The organism is Nostoc sp. UCD121, assembly GCF_014222285.1.
Lineage (GTDB): Bacteria > Cyanobacteriota > Cyanobacteriia > Cyanobacteriales > Nostocaceae > Nostoc.
Genome location: NZ_JACKZS010000034.1, coordinates 14,158 through 34,098 on the forward strand (window position 1 = coordinate 14,158; position 19,941 = coordinate 34,098).

Annotated in this window: 10 protein-coding genes and 2 pseudogenes; 9 read left to right on the forward strand and 3 right to left on the reverse strand. The window is 42.6% G+C overall.

Features of this window, described 5'->3' with window-relative positions; genetic code table 11:
* Window positions 1-4: 4 nt before the first annotated feature.
* The 9 genes and pseudogenes from cas7d to GNF10_RS10175 form a co-directional block, all read left to right on the forward strand.
* A pseudogene (gene cas7d / locus GNF10_RS10135) lies at window positions 5-727 on the forward strand (type I-D CRISPR-associated protein Cas7/Csc2); the annotation flags it as partial.
* Window positions 728-730: 3 nt separating this feature from the next.
* Window positions 731-1,489: a type I-D CRISPR-associated protein Cas5/Csc1 gene (gene cas5d, locus GNF10_RS10140; protein WP_185584826.1), complete on the forward strand. Its 759-nt coding sequence runs from the start codon at window positions 731-733 to the stop codon at window positions 1,487-1,489.
* Window positions 1,482-3,761: a type I-D CRISPR-associated helicase Cas3' gene (cas3, locus tag GNF10_RS10145; RefSeq protein ID WP_185584827.1), complete on the forward strand. Its 2,280-nt coding sequence runs from the start codon at window positions 1,482-1,484 to the stop codon at window positions 3,759-3,761. Before cas5d ends, cas3 begins: the two co-directional genes overlap by 8 nt.
* 79 nt (window positions 3,762-3,840) lie before the next feature.
* Entirely contained in the window at window positions 3,841-4,461 is a 621-nt protein-coding gene (locus GNF10_RS10150; RefSeq protein ID WP_185584828.1) for a 2OG-Fe(II) oxygenase, read from the forward strand.
* Window positions 4,451-5,299: a CRISPR-associated endoribonuclease Cas6 gene (cas6, locus tag GNF10_RS10155; protein WP_185584829.1), complete on the forward strand. Its 849-nt coding sequence runs from the start codon at window positions 4,451-4,453 to the stop codon at window positions 5,297-5,299. Before GNF10_RS10150 ends, cas6 begins: the two co-directional genes overlap by 11 nt.
* 80 nt (window positions 5,300-5,379) lie before the next feature.
* Window positions 5,380-5,745 carry a four helix bundle protein gene (locus GNF10_RS10160; protein WP_069070565.1) on the forward strand — a complete coding sequence of 122 codons (366 nt, stop codon included), beginning with the start codon at window positions 5,380-5,382 and terminating at the stop codon, window positions 5,743-5,745.
* An 8-nt stretch (window positions 5,746-5,753) separates the two neighbouring features.
* Entirely contained in the window at window positions 5,754-6,383 is a 630-nt protein-coding gene (cas4, locus tag GNF10_RS10165; RefSeq protein WP_185584830.1) for a CRISPR-associated protein Cas4, read from the forward strand.
* Window positions 6,384-6,572: 189 nt separating this feature from the next.
* A pseudogene (gene cas1 / locus GNF10_RS10170) lies at window positions 6,573-7,307 on the forward strand (CRISPR-associated endonuclease Cas1); the annotation flags it as partial.
* A gap of 277 nt (window positions 7,308-7,584) precedes the next feature.
* Window positions 7,585-7,929, forward strand: a complete 345-nt coding sequence (locus GNF10_RS10175; RefSeq protein ID WP_185584831.1) for a hypothetical protein — start codon at window positions 7,585-7,587, stop codon at window positions 7,927-7,929.
* A 213-nt stretch (window positions 7,930-8,142) separates the two neighbouring features.
* Here the strand turns inward: GNF10_RS10175 and GNF10_RS10180 are convergent, their stop codons facing one another.
* The 3 genes from GNF10_RS10180 to bchH all read right to left on the reverse strand — a co-directional run bounded on the left by GNF10_RS10180 (window position 8,143) and on the right by bchH (window position 19,362).
* Window positions 8,143-14,760 carry a HAMP domain-containing protein gene (locus GNF10_RS10180; protein WP_185584832.1) on the reverse strand — a complete coding sequence of 2,206 codons (6,618 nt, stop codon included), beginning with the start codon at window positions 14,758-14,760 and terminating at the stop codon, window positions 8,143-8,145.
* A gap of 206 nt (window positions 14,761-14,966) precedes the next feature.
* Window positions 14,967-15,173 (reverse strand): hypothetical protein, encoded by a 207-nt coding sequence (locus tag GNF10_RS10185; protein WP_185584833.1) that lies wholly within the window; start codon window positions 15,171-15,173, stop codon window positions 14,967-14,969.
* Window positions 15,174-15,582: 409 nt separating this feature from the next.
* A complete protein-coding gene (gene bchH / locus GNF10_RS10190; RefSeq protein ID WP_185584834.1) occupies window positions 15,583-19,362 on the reverse strand; it encodes a magnesium chelatase subunit H in 3,780 nt (1,259 codons plus the stop codon).
* Window positions 19,363-19,941 lie beyond the last annotated feature (579 nt).

Sequence of the window (19,941 nt, forward strand, 5' to 3'; positions counted from 1 at the left end):
TTGTTCTTTAAATACTAATGCACCTTGTGAAATGTGTGTAGATTGTTTCCTCTACGGCTTCGCGGCTGGTGGGGGTGGCGCTCAAAAAAGTCGGATTTGGACTGAAGATGCTTTTAGTATTTTACCTGCTAGTGATGTTGTAGGCGATCGCACCATAAACGCCATCTACGAAACTGGTACAATGCGCGATGAAAAAGGTAACGCCTCAACAGCTTTAAATACTAGCGAATACATCAAACCAGGCGTGCATTTTTTGGATGTCGTCACCCTAAAAGATGTAACGGCTGATGAACTGCGCTATATCATTGGTAACATTCTTTTCACAAGTCGTTACGGTGCGGTTTCCAGTCGTGTTGGACGCATGGAAAACGAGATATTAGGTGTATTTGGTAGTATTACCGAACTTCCTAGTTCTCTGGAACTTGTACAAGCTACTTATGATGTCTTAGGTAAGCCTTTAGAACACCCTTTGAATATTAATCAATTAATTACAGCCAGTAAACAAGTAATTGCTAATTGGAAAAATAAGAGAGGGGTTTCTGTGCAGCTATCTGAAGAAGAATTAGCAAATTTAGTGACTGATGTAGAAACTAATTGGTCAGAAGCTGAACGTGATAATTTTCTCAAGCGTTTAACGCAATCCTATGAATCGTTCCGTCAGGTTGCACCTGAAAAGAAAAAGGCTAAGGCGAAAGGCAAAAATACACCAGTTGAAGTAGAGATTTAGGTTATGTCAACAATTCCTTTTCAGCAGGCAAAACTTGTTGAATTATACTGTCTTGAACCAGTCTTTTTTGCCTCTAGGGAGTTGTCTGATACCTATTACACTGAGGGGGTAATTGGGAATTATGCTCTTACCTATGCTTTAGGTAAGGTAAATTCCCCCTATCGCCTCCAAGGTCAGGCTACCGGACGACCAACCTACAAAGAAGATTTCCAACCCATAGCGCAGGATTTTTATATATTACCAGCTTCACCAGTAGGTAGAGTTACATTCAGATTTGAACGTTTCAATGCTCTTTCTGATTCTTACTGGTATGCAATGACTAATAACCGTGTTGCTACGGCGCGGGAAGATTTACCATTACAACGTCAAGGGAAAAAACCAAGTTCATTTAGACCAAGTAATTTTCCGCAAACTGGAAGACTGCGGATGATTGAACGCAGAAATAAATTTCAAACTTTGGTATTTGGAAATTACCAATTACCAAATTATATTCGCCTTGGTAAATTCATGAGTAAAGTCAAGGTTAATGTGCTTAATGAATTTGCTGTAACTTTATTACCAGAAGCTGAATATCAAAGTCAACATTATCTAAATGCTGCTGATTTACCACAGCAAATAGAGGCTTTAGCATTCGATTTAATTTCTATTCCTCCTGCACCCATCATTAAAAATCTTCGTTTTCGGGGTGCTGCTTGGCAAGTTGGAGAAATGGTTGTACCAGCAGGGTTACATTTTTGCGGTAGAGAAAGTAACAATGAGTAATCAAAGATTAGTTATCAGATTAGAACCGCGCAGTATTTCAGCTTGTGCATCTTTGCCAGATAAACTCTCTTTTATGGGGAATGCACTTCAGCATCAAGTTGATGTATTTGAACAATCTAAGGATGCAGATATTATCCTTGATTTAGCACCAACTGGCACAGGTAAAACTAACGCAGGACTAACAGTATTAAAACATCAGCCAAATAAAAGTGCTGTTTACATTGCTCCAACGAATGCTTTAATTGAACAGCAAACAGAAGCCGCAAAAAAGTTTGTTAAGGAGGCTAAATTACCTCATATCGTCAAATCAGCTTCTGCTAAAGATATTAAAAGCTGGTCTAACGATAAAGTTGGCAGTCGTTCAGGAGAGAAGCTGTATAATGTATTACGGAATCCAGCTACAGTCTTTCCTGATGTTGGGGCTAATACACCCATCATTTTAGTCACAAATCCTGATATCTTTTACTATGCAACTTTCTTTGCATATAACAACCTAGATAGAGGTAATATTGCCAGTAGTTTTTACACCAAATTTTCGACAGTCATTTTTGATGAATTTCACCTCTACGATGCTAAACAGCTAGTAGGAATGTTGTTTTATCTCGCTTATTCTCAGGTTTTTCGCTTTTTTGAGAACGGACGCAAAGTAGTATTGCTGACAGCAACACCAGAACCAGCTTGTGAATTAGCATTGCAGAATTTAAAACAAGCTGGTGTAAAAATAGCAAGAATTGATGGAGAAGCAAGTAATACTAATCTTTTACCCTCACAAACAGCAGTTAATCTAGAATTAAGACCAAAACCAGAAAGCAAGGAAGAGTGGTTAGCAGAGTTAGCAGCAGAAGTTGTCCAACGTTTTCGAGAAAGACCTGATGAAAATGGCGCTGTAATTCTTGACTCTCTTGATAATATTAATCGTCTATCAGATTTACTGCGACAGCAAGGACTTAGTGATTATATAGGACGTATAACTGGCCCTGCACCCAAAAAGGATAGACAAAGGGCTATGCAGTGTCAAATAATTTTGGCTACTAGCACTGTAGATGTAGGATTTAACTTTGAAAGGCATCCTGAACCAAAACGGCAAAATTTAGATTGGTTGATTTTTTCAGCACGCGATCGCGCCGCATTTTGGCAGAGAATTGGTAGAGTAGGGCGTGTTTTAGGTAAATCTGAAACTAATATTGATTCAGAAGCTATTGCTTACTTACCTGCTAACGCCTGGGAAGAAGGTTTAACCTCTCTAGATACTAATGGGGGACGTACAGCGCTAAAAGACGTACTTGAGACACTTCCCTGTTTAGATAAACCTTTTTTAAAAGCTTACTGGCGTTCAGAAGCATTTCTAGAAATTGCCCGTCCCTTGTTGGAATTGGAAGAAATGCTTGAAGGTTTAGCTGAGGAAAAATTGATTTTGGAGTTATTCAATACTCTCAAATCAATTTTTGAAGGAAACAGAACTTGGGATGATTATCGCTATAGAATGAAACTCTTACGAGGCGCTGAAACTATTGCGAAAAAAACTCCCAAAGAAATCAAAAAAGATTGGAAGTATATCAAAGGTGGTCAAGCATTTGTTAAAAATTTTATCAAAGCTAAATTTTCTGAAGATTGGGATGACTTACAAGCTGGACGTACAACTTTAGAAGAATACGTAGATTTATTTCAAAAAGATGAAGATGCACTAGCTGAGTTAAAAGAATTTGCTGAAGTTTTTAGTACAAACTATGCACCTTTATTTAGTTTTCGCTCTAGTCTGTTTGAAAGTCTATCCATTCGTGACCCTCATGGTTTTATTCTAGATGAATCGGAGGAAACAAGACTAGATCCTTTTCACCTATTACGCTATTACGAATTTGTCCAAAATGGTGATTATATTGAAGTCACCAGTCGTGCTACTGAAACTTATCAATTGAGTTTTCGCTTGCGTTATACTGATAACTGGCAAGAATTTATTAGTACAGAACTGAACAAGCTAACAGCTTTTAAAAATTGTCAAATTATCCGCAGTGCTGGAGGAGCAATACGACCCACACCTCTAATACAAGCTTTGACTAAACATCTTTTACCAGGAGTAATTATTTGCCCAAGAACAAATGCTGCTGTTATTTTTCAATTAAACAAACAAGGAATTATTTCTTATCCAATAATCATTGATTGTAATGATATGGAGAAAGAATATAGATTTTTTACAGGCTTGTCAGGAATTTTAACAATGGCCATGAAGTTTAAACAGCTACGTCTTCCAGATGATGAAGTTTTTATTGTGTGATAAGTAATTAAATTCTCACACCATTGGTGCGAGAATTTGTAGAACATCGATTTATAAGTATATTTTTCTCACATCCCTAGTGAAACACTATCAACAACAAACCAACGCCTTCCCCAGCGACTACCTAAACAACCTGTGGGGAGAAATCCAAGCTTGTCCTTACTTTGCTATCAACAACCTCAACCGCGATTTTGTCGCCACTAAAGGATTTTCTGTAGTATTTCAGCGTTCTGGATTATCAAAAGTAGAACAACAGTTTCCCTACTTCAAACCTTACCTAGATTTGGCTCTCCAGCCGAATTGTAATGCTTTTTACCTCAATCCTTTACAACTCAAAGAAGGCTCCCGCGTCGATCCGCATATCGATCGCTCCTTACGTTCCTACTCCAAAACCATTGAACCGCCTGCGGTTGTGAGTGTTCTCTATGTGCGAGTACCAGCAGATATGGAAGGAGGAGAACTGGTATTGCGATCGCACAAACGCCAACTTGGGCAAATTAAGCCCCAATTCAATACTTTAGTTTATTTTCAAGGTGATTTAACCCATTCGGTTAACGCTGTCAAAACCCCAGGAAATCGTCTCAGTCTCGTTTGTGAACAGTATAGTTTGAGTGAAGCTGAACTCCAGGAAATCCCTGAGTTCACTGTAGAGTCAAGAAGCACTCAGTCTACGACCAAAAAGAGAAAATATGCCTCATAGTTTAGTGTTGAATTTGCTACCTCAATCGCCCATTCCACCACAGTATCTCACAGGTAGACATCTCCACGCCTTATTTTTAACCCTCGTTAGTTCTGTAGATAGCACATTAGGCGATCGCTTGCACGATTCCACCGCAGATAAAGCTTTCACCCTCTCTCCCTTACAAATTAATTCCCCCCTTTTGAAGGCTGGTAAGGGGGGATCTAAATTGCAATATTCACATCAACAACCCATTCCCGCCGGAACTCCTTGTTGGTGGCGTATCTCCTTATTAGATGACACTCTATTTGGCAAACTTACCCAACTCTGGCTAAATCTTAATCCCAATCGTCCTTGGCATCTTGGCCCGGCTGACTTGTATATTACCAGCATCCAAGGCACACCCCAATCTATTCAACCTTGGGCAAATGCCACTACTTATGCTCAATTATACGAAGAAGCTAGCGATCGCAATTCTTCCATTAATCTTACCTTTTCCACGCCTACCGCCTTCCGTCAAGGACAGTATGATACTACCCTTCCTACCAGAGAATCTGTGTTTAATTCCCTACTTTCGCGGTGGAATAAATATAGTGGCATAGAATTATCTCAGATTGCAATTGAGTCAATATTTCCCTCATTTGTCAATATTCACACAGAAATATTAGCCGACTCTCGCAGCAAATTTATCGGCGTTCTTGGCGAAGTAACCTATAAGATTTTAGGGGCAGTTGAACCAATACAAATTAAGCAAATTAACGCTTTAGCTGACTTTGCTTTATATACTGGTGTCGGCAGAAAAACAACAATGGGTATGGGAATGACACGTAGGTTACAGGGGACAGGGAATAGGGGATAGGTTATAAATAATGTATCAAATAAAACTTAGCTTAATCTGTTACCTGTCACCTATCCCCTATCACCTCTTTCCTATCACCTATGAAAATAGAGTCGCATCGAGATTTGATTGTTTGGCAAAAATCAATGGATATGGTAGTGCAGATATATCAATTAACTGCTAAATTTCCAGCAACAGAAACTTATCGATTGACTTCGCAAATCACTAGAGCAGCAGTATCAGTACCAGCCAATATAGCTGAGGGCCATGCACGAGGAACGAAAAAAGATTATGCAAACTTTTTAGCGATCGCTAAAGGCTCGTTAATGGAAACAGAAACTTTTTTAATGCTGACTGTAAGGTTGAACTATATACCTCAATCACAAGCAAACTCTACTTTATTTCTGATTACAGAAATCAGCAAAATGCTTACTACTCTTCGTAATCGACTAATCAATACGCAATGAGTAAAAATATGAAAAATTTTCTGTCCCCTGTAACCTCTCACCTATCCCCTTCATTAGAATATATTTCCATTGCGGCATTGAATCAATATGCCTATTGTCTGCATCGCTGTTGGCGGATGTTTTGTACAGGGGAGTTTACCGATAATCAATACACAATTGAAGGCACAACTTTACACGATCGCGTCCACACCAAAAGCGATATACAGCGAGGAGAAACTTGGCAAGTTCGAGCAATTTGGCTAAAGTCTGAGCAATATAAACTCATCGGTAAATCTGATTTAATCGAAGCTGAATCAGGTCAAGTTTATCCAGTGGAATACAAAAGAGGACGTAAAGGCGAATGGGATAACGATGAGTTGCAAGTTTGTGCCCAAGCCTTATGTTTAGAAGAGATGACAGGAGAACCAGTTAACACTGGATATATCTATTATGCCCACTCCCATCAACGGCAATTAGTAGAGATTAATGCAGAGTTACGGCAAAGTGCGATCGCAACTATTGAATCTGTCACAAATCTCCTAGAAACAGGAACAATGCCAAAACCAGTTTACAGCAAACGTTGCCAAGGATGCAGTCTTTATTCGCAATGTTTACCCAAAGCAACCGATAAAGTTAAAAGTTATCAAGAAGTAAATTAAACATCCAATTTATTACTAGCCCTGGCGATTGGAAGTCTCGGCTACACAGACAAAACCCGCCTCCGTGGGTTAGAAAACTCTTGATTATTAGTCCAGGGAGGTGGACTTTGCTTGTGTAGTAGCGAATTCTATTTATTCGCCTAATACTTTTCAAACTTCAGCACCAATTATTAGTAGGAATCATCAAAAATGGGAACAGTTTAGGTAACACAAACCGATGCTTTTATCGGTAAAGTTGACGAACGTCTGACTGTCAAAGCTGAACAAAAAACAATCTTGGATATCCCTTTAGTTAAAATAGAAGGAATTGTAATATTAGGTCGGGCTACTATTTCTCCCGCCGTCGTCAGTGAACTTTTAGAACGTCACATTTGTTTAACTTTTCTCACACAAAATGGACGATATTTAGGACGTTTAGAACCAGAAGCTACTAAAAATATTTTTGTTCGGAAAGCCCAATGGCAAGCTGTGGGAGAATCAGAACCAGCAATACATTTAGTTAGGGGATTTGTGCGGGGTAAATTGAAAAATTACCGCCATAGCTTACTTCGCACTCAGCGAGAACATCCTGATACTGACCTGAATAATAACATCACTCGATTGGAAAACGCGATCGCACTAATCGAAAACACTAACAATATTGATTCTCTCAGAGGCTTAGAAGGTGCCGGTAGTGCAGCCTATTTTGGTTGTTTTCAACAGCTAATCAAAACCTCAGAATTTAGATTTGAAGCCAGAAACCGCCGTCCACCAACCGATCCGGTTAATGCCCTACTGAGTTTTGGGTATTCATTGCTACGCCATGATGTGCAAAGTGCTTTAAATATTGTTGGCTTTGATCCCTATCTAGGATACTTACACGTTGAGCGTTATGGTAGACCTTCCCTAGCTTTGGACTTAATGGAAGAATTTCGTCCTTTAATGGATAATCAATCATCAAGAGCGAGGGAATTACTCATCTATACTTAGATCAACTGTCTCCAGTGAGGTAGTTCAAGCCTTGGTGGTTTCCGTCGATTTGAAACTGCCGAACCTGAAAGGTGGGATATACTGTGGGCAGTTGAATCGGTTTTTTACGGTGGGGGTGATGTAGAAAATCGCCCCCACCGTTTTTAAGTCTTCACAAACATTGCCTAGAGTTACCGATGCCTTGAGGAGCGATCGCCCTTGATAATTGAGGCATCAAATGTAACTTAAAGTAGTGATTAAAAAACTATTCTTTGCCTTGTGTCTATTACCTTCTATCTGCCTCCCCGTGATCGCGCTGGACAGAACAGGAAGCACCGTACAAGTAAATGCCGCGCAAATTCAGCCTGATGGACGTTTATCAATTCAATTAACCGAGTCATGGAATGAAGGCGTTAACTTCAACATGATTATTTCAACGATTAAAGACTTTGATTGCCAAACAAAACTGGGAACAGTTATTAACGTGCAGGGTGCGATCGGAATTAACTCTTTTAACCAACCGCAAAATCAGCAATTAAGCTTTGCTGGCAACGACGTTTACGGGCAAGCAGTTAATAGTATTTGCCAGGGTCGTTAACGGTACATTCCTGCAACGGTATTCATAGCATTGCTTATTGCATTTGCATTTGCATTTGAAGACCTAGCATTACTGAGACTTTGCAATTAATTAGCAACGTTATTTGCAGCATTAGCTTGCTGATTTAATGCCATTGCTCTTTCAGTATTTAAATTAGCAGCTTGATTACCTAGCTGAAAAGTAAAAGCCTGCGCCTGCCCCCTTTAATTTAGCTTACCGATATAGCCAAACACGCAAGAGTGAAAGCAGTTGTTCAGTATCTACGGGTTTGGTGATGTAGTCTGATGCACCAGCTTCAATACACTTCTCGCGATCGCCTTGCATGGCTTTAGCTGTCAGTGCAATAATCGGCAAAGATTTAAATTGCTCGTTTTGGCGGATTAAGCTTGTTGTTTCGTAACCGTCCATTTCTGGCATCATTACATCCATCAAAACGACATCAATATCTGGTGTATTTTGTAACACGTTAATCCCCTCTCTGCCGTTTTCAGCGTATAACACTTGTATTTGATAACGCTCCAGCATACTTGTCAGCGCGAAAATATTACGCACATCGTCGTCTACAATTAGTGCTTTCTTGCCAGCGAGCAAGTAATCTATGGAATGCAATTGTTCAAGTATTTGTCGTTTGGGTGCAGGTAAATTTGCCTGGACTCGGTGTAAAAATAATGCTGTTTCATCGAGGAGACGTTCGGGCGATCGCACATCTTTAATGATAATTGTTTCGGCAATCCGTCTCAGTTCGGTTTCTTGAGCTTTGCTAATGTCTCTACCTGTGTAGACAATGATGGGCAATGTTTTGCCGTGAGGTAGAAGCTTAATCTGGTCGATCAATTCAAACCCGGTCATGTCGGGTAGCCCTAAATCGAGGACGAGGCAATCAAAATGCTGGCTGCGGATGGCTTCTAGGGCTTCTGCACCTGTGGCAACAGCAGTAGTATAAACATCGTTGTTGCCAATTAACTCGACAATGCTATGCCGTTGAGTATCATCGTCTTCGACTACCAGTAAATTTTTTACCTGGCGCTCAACAAAACCTTTAATTTTCACCAATGCCTCGGATATTATCTCGCTGCTTAAGGGCTTTTGCAGATATGCGATCGCACCTAGTTGCAAACTGCGTTGTTGCCCTTCTTCAACGGTCATAATGTGTACGGGAATGTGGCGGGTATTTGGGTCATGTTTCAGACGATCCAATACTGTCCAACCATCCATTTCTGGCATTCGGATATCTAGTAAAACGGCTGAAGGATGGAATTGCTGCGCTAATGCTAAACCTGTACTGCCATTTTGGGCTGTTATCACCTTAAATCCATGCTGTTGCGCCATATCTATGAGGATGCGGGCAAAATTAACGTCATCCTCGACGATTAACAAGACGCGATCGCCCATGCCAATAGTAGCGCGATCGTCATTAATCAGTGCTGAGTGCTGAGTGCTGAGTGCTGAGTGGGGAGTGAGGAGTGAGGGGTGGGGAGTGGGGAGTAGGGAGTAGGGAGTAGGGAGTTGTGTTGATGTAGGTTCAGGATTCAATTGGGGGAAAAAGAATGTAAAGGTGCTACCTTGACCGGGTTGACTTGTTAGTTTAATTTCGCCACCAAAGAGACGGGCGATTTCGCGGCTAATTGATAATCCTAATCCAGTACCGCCATATCTCCGGCTGGTAGAGCCATCGGCTTGCTGAAATGCCTCGAAAATAACTTTTTGCTTGTCGGGAGCGATGCCAATCCCTGTATCGCTGACAGAGAAGGCGATGACATTTTGAGCGCGATTTAAAGTTACCTGGTCGTTGCTCCATCCCTGTTTCGCCACCGCAATCTGCAAGCGGACTTCTCCTTGCTCTGTAAATTTAAAAGCGTTGGAGAGGAGATTTTTTAACACTTGTTGTAAGCGCTTGACATCTGTATAGATGGTTGTGGGTAAGTCGGGAGTAAATTCAATTGTGAATGCAAGTCCTTTGCTCTGAGCGATTTGCCGGAAGGTGCGCTCAATTTGTTCGCCCAACTCTACCAAGGGCATTTGGGTTATGTCAATTGACATAGTTCCAGATTCAATTTTAGCGAGATCCAGAATGTCATTGATTAATGCCAACAAGTCAGTACCGGCTGAGTAAATTGTCTGGCTGTATTCGACTTGCTTGGTAGTGAGGTTGTCATCTATATTATCTGCCAACAACTTCGCCAAAATTAACAAGCTGTTTAGCGGTGTCCGCAGTTCGTGGGACATATTGGCGAGAAATTCTGATTTGTATTTTGAAGAAAGGGCGAGTTGTTCAGCTTTGTCTTCTAAAGACATTCTTGCTTGTTCGATTTCTCGATTTTTGCGCTCGACTTCTTTCTTTTGCATAGCTAACAACTCTGCCTTTTCTTCCAACTCAGCGTTAGTTTGTTGCAGTTCCTCTTGTTGTCCTTTGAGTAAATCTTCTGAAGTTTTGAGTGATTGGGCTTGTTGTTCTAAGCGTTTGTTGGTTTCTCGGAGTTCATTTTGTTGAGTTTGGAGTTCTTCAGCCAAAGATTGCGATTGCTTGAGTAATTCTTCAGTTCGCATAGAAGCTGCGATCGTGTTGAGGACGATCGCAATACTTTCGGTAAGCTGGTCGAAGAATGTCAGATGGATTTCGCTAAAGCGGCGGAAGGATGCTAATTCTATGACTGCTGTCACTTGTCCTTCAAAAAGTACAGGTAACACCACGGCATTAAGTGGAGCCGCTTCTCCTAAACCAGAGGCAATTCTGACATAATCACTTGGTACATCCGTTAGCAGTATTCGCTCTTTTTCTAAAGCACATTGTCCCACCAAACCTTCACCCAAGTGGAAGCGGTTAGCCAAATGTCTGCGTTCGCGGTAAGCGTAGCTACTAATTAGTTTTAAAAACGGTGTATTTTCCCCAGAGTCCATCAGGAAGAATACGCCGTGTTGCGCTCCTACTAAGGGTGCAAGTTCTGAGAGGATTAGTTTAGATACGGTTTCCAAGTCTCGCTGCCCTTGCAGCATTCGGGTAAACTTGGCTAGGTTAGTTTTCAACCAGTCTTGCTCGGTGTTTTTCTGCGTTGTCTCGCGCAGATTAGCAATCATCTGGTTGATGTTGTCTTTGAGTATCGCTACTTCCCCTAGTGCTTCGACGGCAATTGAACGAGTTAAATCACCTTTAGTTACAGCTGTAGCAACTTCTGCGATCGCTCGCAACTGAGTTGTCAGTGTAGCAGCCAGTTCATTCACATTATCCGTCAAATCTTTCCAAGTTCCAGCCGCGCCTGGTACTCTAGCTTGTCCGCCTAACTTTCCTTCAATTCCCACTTCCCGCGCTACTGTAGTTACCTGATTGGCAAATGTCGCTAGAGTATCAATCATTTCGTTGATTGTCTCTGCCAAGGTTTCAATTTCTCCCTTGGCATCTAACATCAGTTTCCGTTTCAAGTCTCCGTTAGCAACTGCCGTTACAACTCTGGCGATACCGCGCACTTGTGCCGTTAAGTTACCCGCCATCGAGTTAACGTTATCTGTCAAATCTTTCCAAGTACCCGCGACACCTTGGACTTGCGCTTGTCCGCCCAACTTCCCTTCAGTTCCCACTTCTCGCGCCACCCGCGTTACTTCACTTGCAAAGGAACTAAGTTGATCCACCATTGTATTGGTAGTATTCTTCAAGTCTAAAATTTCGCCTTTGGCATCGACGGTAATTTTCTTAGATAAGTCGCCATTCGCTACCGCCTTGGTAACTTCCGCGATGTTGCGAACTTGTCCGGTGAGGTTCCCCGCCATCGAGTTAACGTTATCTGTTAAATCTTTCCAAGTCCCTGCAACTCCTCTGACGTAAGCTTGTACGCCTAATTTACCTTCCGTTCCCACCTCACGGGCAACCCTGGTAACTTCTGATGCAAAAGAATTTAGCTGATCCACCATTGTATTAATGGTGTTTTTAAGTTCCTGAATTTCACCTTTCACATCAACGGTGATTTTCTTGGATAAGTCGCCGTTTGCTACGGCTGTCGTAACTTCGGCAATGTTCCGCACCTGTGCTGTCAAACTTCCCGCCATGAAGTTTACGCTGTCAGTTAAATCTTTCCAAGTGCCGGCTACACCTTTAACTTCTGCTTGTACGCCCAACTTACCTTCAGTTCCCACCTCACGGGCAACTCGCGTTACTTCACTTGCAAAGGAATTGAGTTGATCCACCATCGTGTTAACGGTGTTTTTCAACTCTAAAATTTCACCTTTGACATCAACAGAGATTTTCTTAGATAAATCGCCATTAGCTACAGCTGTGGTAACGGCGGCAATGTTTCGCACCTGTGCCGTTAAACTTCCTGCCATGAAGTTCACGCTGTCGGTTAAATCTTTCCAAGTTCCAGCTACGCCGCGCACATCTGCTTGTACGCCTAGTTTACCCTCGCTTCCCACTTCCCGCGCCACCCGTGTTACTTCACTTGCAAAGGAGTTGAGTTGATCCACCATTATATTGATGGTATTTTTGAGTTCGAGAATTTCGCCTTTGACAGCAACAGTAATTTTCTTGGATAAGTCACCATTGGCGATCGCAGTTGTAACTTCGGCAATGTTCCGCACCTGTGCCGTCAAGCTTCCCGCCATGAAGTTCACGCTGTCGGTTAAATCTTTCCAAGTTCCAGCAACGTCTTTGACTTCCGCTTGTACGCCCAGCTTACCTTCAGTTCCCACCTCACGGGCGACTCGCGTCACTTCACTTGCAAAGGAACTGAGTTGATCCACCATTGTATTAATGGTATTTTTCAACTCCAGAATTTCACCTTTGACATCAACAGTGATTTTCTTGGATAAGTCGCCAGTTGCAACCGCCGTAGTTACTTCGGCAATATTCCGCACCTGTGCCGTTAAACTTCCCGCCATGAAATTCACGCTGTCGGTGAGATCCTTCCACGTACCCGCCACGCCGCGCACTTCTGCTTGCACGCCCAGTTTACCTTCGCTTCCCACCTCACGCGCAACTCTTGTTACTTCTGATGCAAAGGAATTTAGTTGATCCACCATTGTGTTAATGGTATTTTTCAACTCCAGAATTTCACCTTTGACATCGACGGTGATTTTCTTGGATAAGTCACCTGTTGCAACCGCCGTAGTCACTTCGGCAATGTTTCGCACCTGTGCCGTTAAACTTCCCGCCATGAAGTTCACGCTGTCAGTTAAATCTTTCCAAGTACCCGCCACGCCGCGCACATCTGCTTGCACACCCAGCTTACCTTCACTTCCCACTTCACGGGCAACCCGCGTTACTTCACTCGCAAAAGAACTGAGTTGATCCACCATTATATTGATGGTATTCTTGAGTTCGAGAATTTCACCTCTAACATCGACGGTGATTTTTTTAGATAGATCGCCATTTGCGATCGCAGTTGCAACTTCGGCAATATTTCGCACCTGTCCGGTGAGATTACCCGCCATTAAGTTAACGTTGTCAGTTAAATCTTTCCAAGTACCCGCAACTCCCCGGACTTCTGCTTGTACGCCTAACTTCCCTTCAGTTCCCACCTCACGCGCAACTCGCGTCACTTCACTTGCAAAAGAATTAAGCTGATCCACCATTGTATTGATGGTATTTTTCAACTCCAGAATTTCACCTTTCACATCGACAGTAATTTTCTTAGATAAATCGCCATTCGCAACCGCAGTAGTTACTTCCGCAATATTCCGCACTTGTGCAGTCAAGCTTCCCGCCATGAAATTTACGCTATCGGTAAGGTCTTTCCACGTACCCGCTACCCCGCGCACTTCTGCTTGTCCGCCTAATTTTCCTTCAGCACCCACCTCACGCGCAACCCTTGTTACTTCCGATGCAAAAGAATTAAGTTGATCCACCATGATGTTAACGGTGTTTTTCAACTCTAAAATTTCGCCTTTCACATCAACAGTGATTTTCTTGGAAAGGTCGCCATTTGCAACCGCCGTTGTCACTTCCGCAATATTACGCACTTGGGCTGTTAAATTTCCTGCCATCAAGTTAACGTTGTCGGTTAAATCCTTCCAAGTACCTGCAACACCTTTAACTTCCGCTTGTACGCCCAACTTCCCTTCAGTTCCTACCTCACGGGCAACTCGCGTTACTTCCGATGCAAAGGAATTAAGCTGATCCACCATCGTGTTGACGGTGTTTTTTAGTTCGAGAATTTCGCCTTTGACATTGACAGTAATTTTTTTGGATAAATCACCATTTGCGATCGCAGTTGCAACTTCGGCAATGTTGCGAACTTGCCCGGTGAGATTACCCGCCATCAAGTTAACGTTATCAGTCAAATCTTTCCAAGTGCCAGCGACACCTTGCACTTCGGCTTGAACGCCTAACTTTCCTTCAGTTCCCACTTCACGCGCCACCCGCGTTACTTCACTCGCAAAAGAACCAAGCCGATCTACCATCGTGTTGACGATATTAGCAGTTTGCAGAAACTCACCTTGGAGAGGTCTGCCGTCAATTTCTGTTGCGATCGTTTGGGATAAGTCACCATTGGCAACCGACCGAATTACCCGCGTAGTTTCAGCCGTTGGTTGAACTAAATCTGTAATTAGAGTATTGACAGAAGTAACACAATCTGACCAAGAACCACGAACATCTCCCAGAGAAGCACGTTCAGCAATTTTGCCTTCTTTGCCGACAACATTACCAATCCGTTGTAGCTCCGCCGCCATCCGCTCATTTTGATCAATAATATCATTGAGCGTATCAGCTATTTTCCCTGCCACACCAGTATGGTCTATAGGCATCCGAGCAGAGAAATCACCCTGTTTAACAGCATTCAGCGTTCTTAACAGCTGATTTAAATCTAGATTATCGCTGTCTCTAGTTAACTGTTCGGTTGCCATAGCCGTATCCTTAATCTTAATCCTTGAATAATTTTTTGTATTTTTTTGCACCCCGTACTTATTTAGAGTACTTTCAGCCAACGCATATCACAATAGAGAACAGGGAATAGAAGGTGGATCAAACTAATTTTTATGGGTGCGAGTGTAAGCAGTTAACAAAGGCTGCTAACTAAACGGTATTGCCGTCGATTTATCTGGCATACCACTTAGCTAATGATAGCTAGTTGGCCTCTGTTATGCAGCATCAATTGTCGGCTATGCCTAACTTGGGCGAGTAAGCGATCGCACAGTACTAGATCGGAAATAATCAGTCCTTTGTAGAGACGGCGATTTATCACGTCTCTTGCCTTAACCGAACCGTATTGAGGCGCAGGCGGACAACCGTTTGAGTAGCGACGGTTACATTGAAGCATCTCCCAAATTGATTGATAAATTCATAAGTTCATTACAGCAATTGCTGCAATGATTTAAGCCTTTCTTATATATGGCAGAGCATTTGTTGCAAAGTATTAAACAATTGCTGCAACGGCTTATACATTTGCAAGAAAGACTTAAGCCTTTCTTATATATGAAAGAGCATTTGTTGCAAAGTATTAAGCAATTGCTGCAACGGCTTATACATTTGCAAGAAAAGCTTAAGCCTTTCTTATACATGAAGTAATCTTAGCTGCAAAGGTTTAAACTTTTATAACCTCAAGCGTAATAGCGTAGCCGTAGCCCGTCGTAGACATCGCTTTCAATAAGGTTCGGTTAAGCAAAGACGCGATAAATCGCCGTCTCTACAATAATTTTTATTAATGGTTAGTGTCTTAATTTGAAGTTCTAAACTGTAATGCCCTCCAACTCTTCATCTGTCAACTCATATAACTGACGTAGCTTATCTAACTTCTCACCATCAGCTTCCCAGAAACCGCGCCCATGCGCCTCCAGCATTCTCCCTAAAATATTGCGAAAAGCTTCAGGATTTGCCTTCCGTAACTTATCCGCCATCTCTGTATCTAAAGCATAAGTATCAGCCGCTTGGTCATAAACCCAATCATCGGTAAAATCGGCAGTACCACCCCAACCAATCAACGCCGTCATCCGTTGAGAAATTTCAAACGCACCACCAGAACCTTGATTTGCCATCGCTTGCGCCCATTTGGGATTGACTAACTTAGTGCGGTACTCCATTCGCAGCAAATCATCTAAATTGCGGGGTGTAGTATCCTTCGAGAAACTTTCCACAAAGCTAGTTGTCACCTTCTTACCGCTTTGTTTTTCTGCTGCCTTTTTCAAACCGCCCGTATTGGCGTAATATTCTTGAATATCAGTTAAACCATATTCTACCGAATCGATTTCTTGAACAATGCGATCGCTAGTTTTTAACAACGTATTCAAAACTTCCGGTCTAGCTTGACCTTTATCCTCTCTCCCGTAGCTGAATACATTGCGGCTTTGCCAAGTATTTCCCAACTCCTCACCAGATTCCCAGTTACCATCAACCACCCTATCATTGACCAAAGAACCAAAATCACCTGCCGGATTAGAAAACAATCTCGCCGAGGCATTTTCCACCCCTTGGGCTTTTAAAGCCAAAGCGTGTTTCCTAACAAAATTCTCATCTTCTGCTTCATCAGCATCAGCCGCCCGTTGAAATAAATCATCCAACAATTCGATAATATTTACAAAACTATCCCGGAAAATCCCAGACAAATTACCCAACACATCAATCCGGGGATGTCCAACCTCCGCCAACGGCTTCAACTCATAACGAACAACTCTACCAGTTCCTTCCTTAACAGGTTCAGCCCCCACCAACTCCAACAAAATCCCCAAAGATTCACCCTTAGTTTTAATCGCATCCAACCCCCATAACATCACCGCCACCGTTTCCGGATATTTCCCATATTCATCCAAATGCTGGGCGATAATTTTTTGACCAATTTCCCGTCCCCGTTCATACGCCGCAGGCGAAGGCATCCGATAAGGATCTAAAGCATGAATATTCCTCCCAGTCGGCAAAACACCAGCCCCATCCCTTAACAAATCCCCCCCAGGCGCAGGCGGAATATACTCCCCATTCAACCCCCTCAACAAATTCGTCAACTCATCCGTAGACTGCATCAACAAATCCCTTATTAATCTTTCCTCCTCTTCTCTCTTCTCTCTGTGTTCTCCGCGCCTCTGCGGTTCGTTTCCTTCTTCCTCATCCCCAAAATAAGCCTCCAAATACGATCCCAACTCCTCCTCACTCGGCTTTTCCCCCAAAGTATGCAACCCCGAAGAAAACAACCGATTCTCTAAAACCTGCAAATATTCATATAACTCCACCAAATAAGCATCAAAAGCATGACCGCTAAACATCCGCACATTCTCTGGAGTAAACGCAATCCCCAACTTCTTCGCATTTTCAAACGGACAATCTGCATCCAACCCAGAGTCCACAATCTTTTTACAAATCCCTTCCTTCAAAACATAATTCTTTTGTGGATCTTCCCGATACTCCGCAATCAAATCTCGCAACGCCACCAACTCCTTATACAAACCAGCACGACCATAAGGTGGCACATTATGAGAAATCAACACACCATAACCGCGACGTTTTGCCAACATCGATTCAGACGGATTATTTGCCGCATATATATATAGATTAGGCAAATTTCCTAACAAAATATCCGACCAAGAATAACCCGTATTCCCCAACGGAGAACCAGGCAACCATTCCACCGTCCCATGCATTCCAAAGTGAACTAAAGCATCAGCTTCAAACTCATTTTGCAGCCATTTATAATAAGCCGCATATTGTGGATGAGGCGTTAAATCCCGTTCAAACATTAAGCGCATCGGGTCGCCTTGTATCCCCAAAGGTGGTTGTACACCTATCCACACATTTCCTAATTGCACACCGCCAATCTGAAATTCCTCGCCGGATGTTTTAATACCAGTTCCCGTAAGAGATTTCCATTGTTTTTCAATGCGAGAAGTTTGCAGATATCCCAGCCATTTTTCTAGAGTGCGGAAATTTACAGTACTTGTGGGGTGGGCAACATGAGCGCCATTATCTAGGGGCAGGCGAGACGACTGTCCCACAAGAGGATTAGCTTCATCTGCTTCTTTTACCCAGCGAATCAATTCTTCGCCATCTTCCGGTAAATCGCCCACGGTGTAACCTTGTTCTTTGAGTGCATGGAGAAACTTCAGCAAACTACGCGGTACATTTAATAATGCAGCAGTCCCCACAGCACCATAACCTGGCGGGAACCCATATAAAATAATGGCAATTTTGCGTTCCGAAGCAGGTTTTTGCCGCAAAGACACCCAGCTTTTCACCCTATCAATTAATCGCTGCACCCGTTCAGGGACTAGATAAATATTTTCGCCCACCAACCCACCGAGAGGAATGGTATCAATAGCCCCATCCAATTCTGGTAAGGCATACAACACCACACTTTGCAATCCGCCAACACCCTGGCGCGTCCACGAGTGAATATCTTGAATTAATAGTGGTGCAGCAACAATATAAGGTACATTCTTGGCAGTCAGGATGCGCTTTGCTACTTCTATTTGGCGGCCTGCTTCCATTGAACCAGCCGGGCCACCCACCAGAGGAAAGCCAATTGTCGAAACGATCGCATCTACTTTAACTGCTTCACTAGATAGTGAGGCAGTCTCTATATTGCCTAGTTTTCGTTGCTGAATTTCATAGTCGGTTGTCATCAAATCTCGTACCGCCACGTGTCCTTCTACGCCGTTGATGAAGATGGGTAAAGGAGTTAAGCCGGCTTCTTCAAAACTGCGAATTAGTTGGGGAATGTAGGGTAGTTTTGTGATGACGTGTTTTCGGTAAAGGAGAATACCGACAACAGGTTTTGTGGCTTTAGATCCCCCCAACCTCCCTTGAGAAGGGGGGCTAATATTCCTCCCTTTGTAAGGGGGGCTAGGGGGGATCTTTTCATACCATTCTAGGTATGCTTTTGGGGATTCAAAAAACCCTTGATAATCGGGGTGGAGTAATCCAATGTTGGGGGTTTCGATTAACGGGGGAATGTCGCCGACTTTTAAATTTAAGTATTTTTCTGCCAGTGTCCAGAATAATGAAGCGACGTTTTCTGGGCCGCCAGCATTCCAGTAACCATAGATAATTAACCAGTTGCGTAAGTCTTGGACTTTTTGCACTGGGACATATTTCAGTAGTTTGGGGCCAATCTTTAAGAAGCTGATGTAACCAGCAAGTTTGTCTTCTTCTCGGCCGTTGCTAAATTTGTCGAGGATGAATTTAACTGGTTTGGGCATTCCTTTTGGTTTGTCGCCAATGGCAAAGTCGCCCAACTTGGTTAAACTCATCAATTCCAAGGCTGACTCAAAGACTAGGCGAATGGGAATTTGGGCAATGCGATCGCGCAGCCATACAACCTGGTCATAATCAAATAGTAGACTACCGAAAAATACATCGGCGTTATCAAGTGCTGCTTCTACCTCGGCGCGTTGACTAGTAATATTGCGATCGCTAAATACCCGAATATCCAACTCAGGACAGCGAGAGTTAGCCAAAAAAGCTGCTTTCCTGTACAAGTCAGCGTTGAATGATTCAAACCCAGCAACCAAGACGATGCGTTTCATGCCTGTAAGCTACGAAATATTTCTTTACTTAAATCTTAAACGTGCTTTCAGGTTGATTGTCATATATCTACCCACAGATTCCGGTCAATAATTTCTTGAGGTAGCTAGAACTTCACCATCACCAACGCCTTTGGGATATTTTAATTCCTTTAGTACCTCTACACAGCGAACGAATTTCTTGTGCTGACAGGTTTGTGAATGTATGCGACTCGATAATATCTAAGTCTCCCGCAGGTGTGTAGAAAATATCACGTAAAAGTATTATGTGTTAAGCTGCTCAGGGTTAACAGCAAGCCAAGGGTAGAGTCTGTAAATGGTTCACGACTCTATAAGCCCACTTTCATATCAGGAGGTGCGTCGGTTTAGGGATTTGAATATCTAACTAGTACCGCCAAGCGTAATTCGTAATTCGTAATTACCATTGCGTAAGGGCTTTAGACATTTCAAATGGATGGCTTATTTACGCCGAACTGTACTAGGTATGTTTTTTATGGCTTCCTACTTTTCTAAAGCGCTATTATCTGAATAGTGAAGGCAATTGCTGCATTCAAAATTATTGCAAAAATTAACCTTGTTATT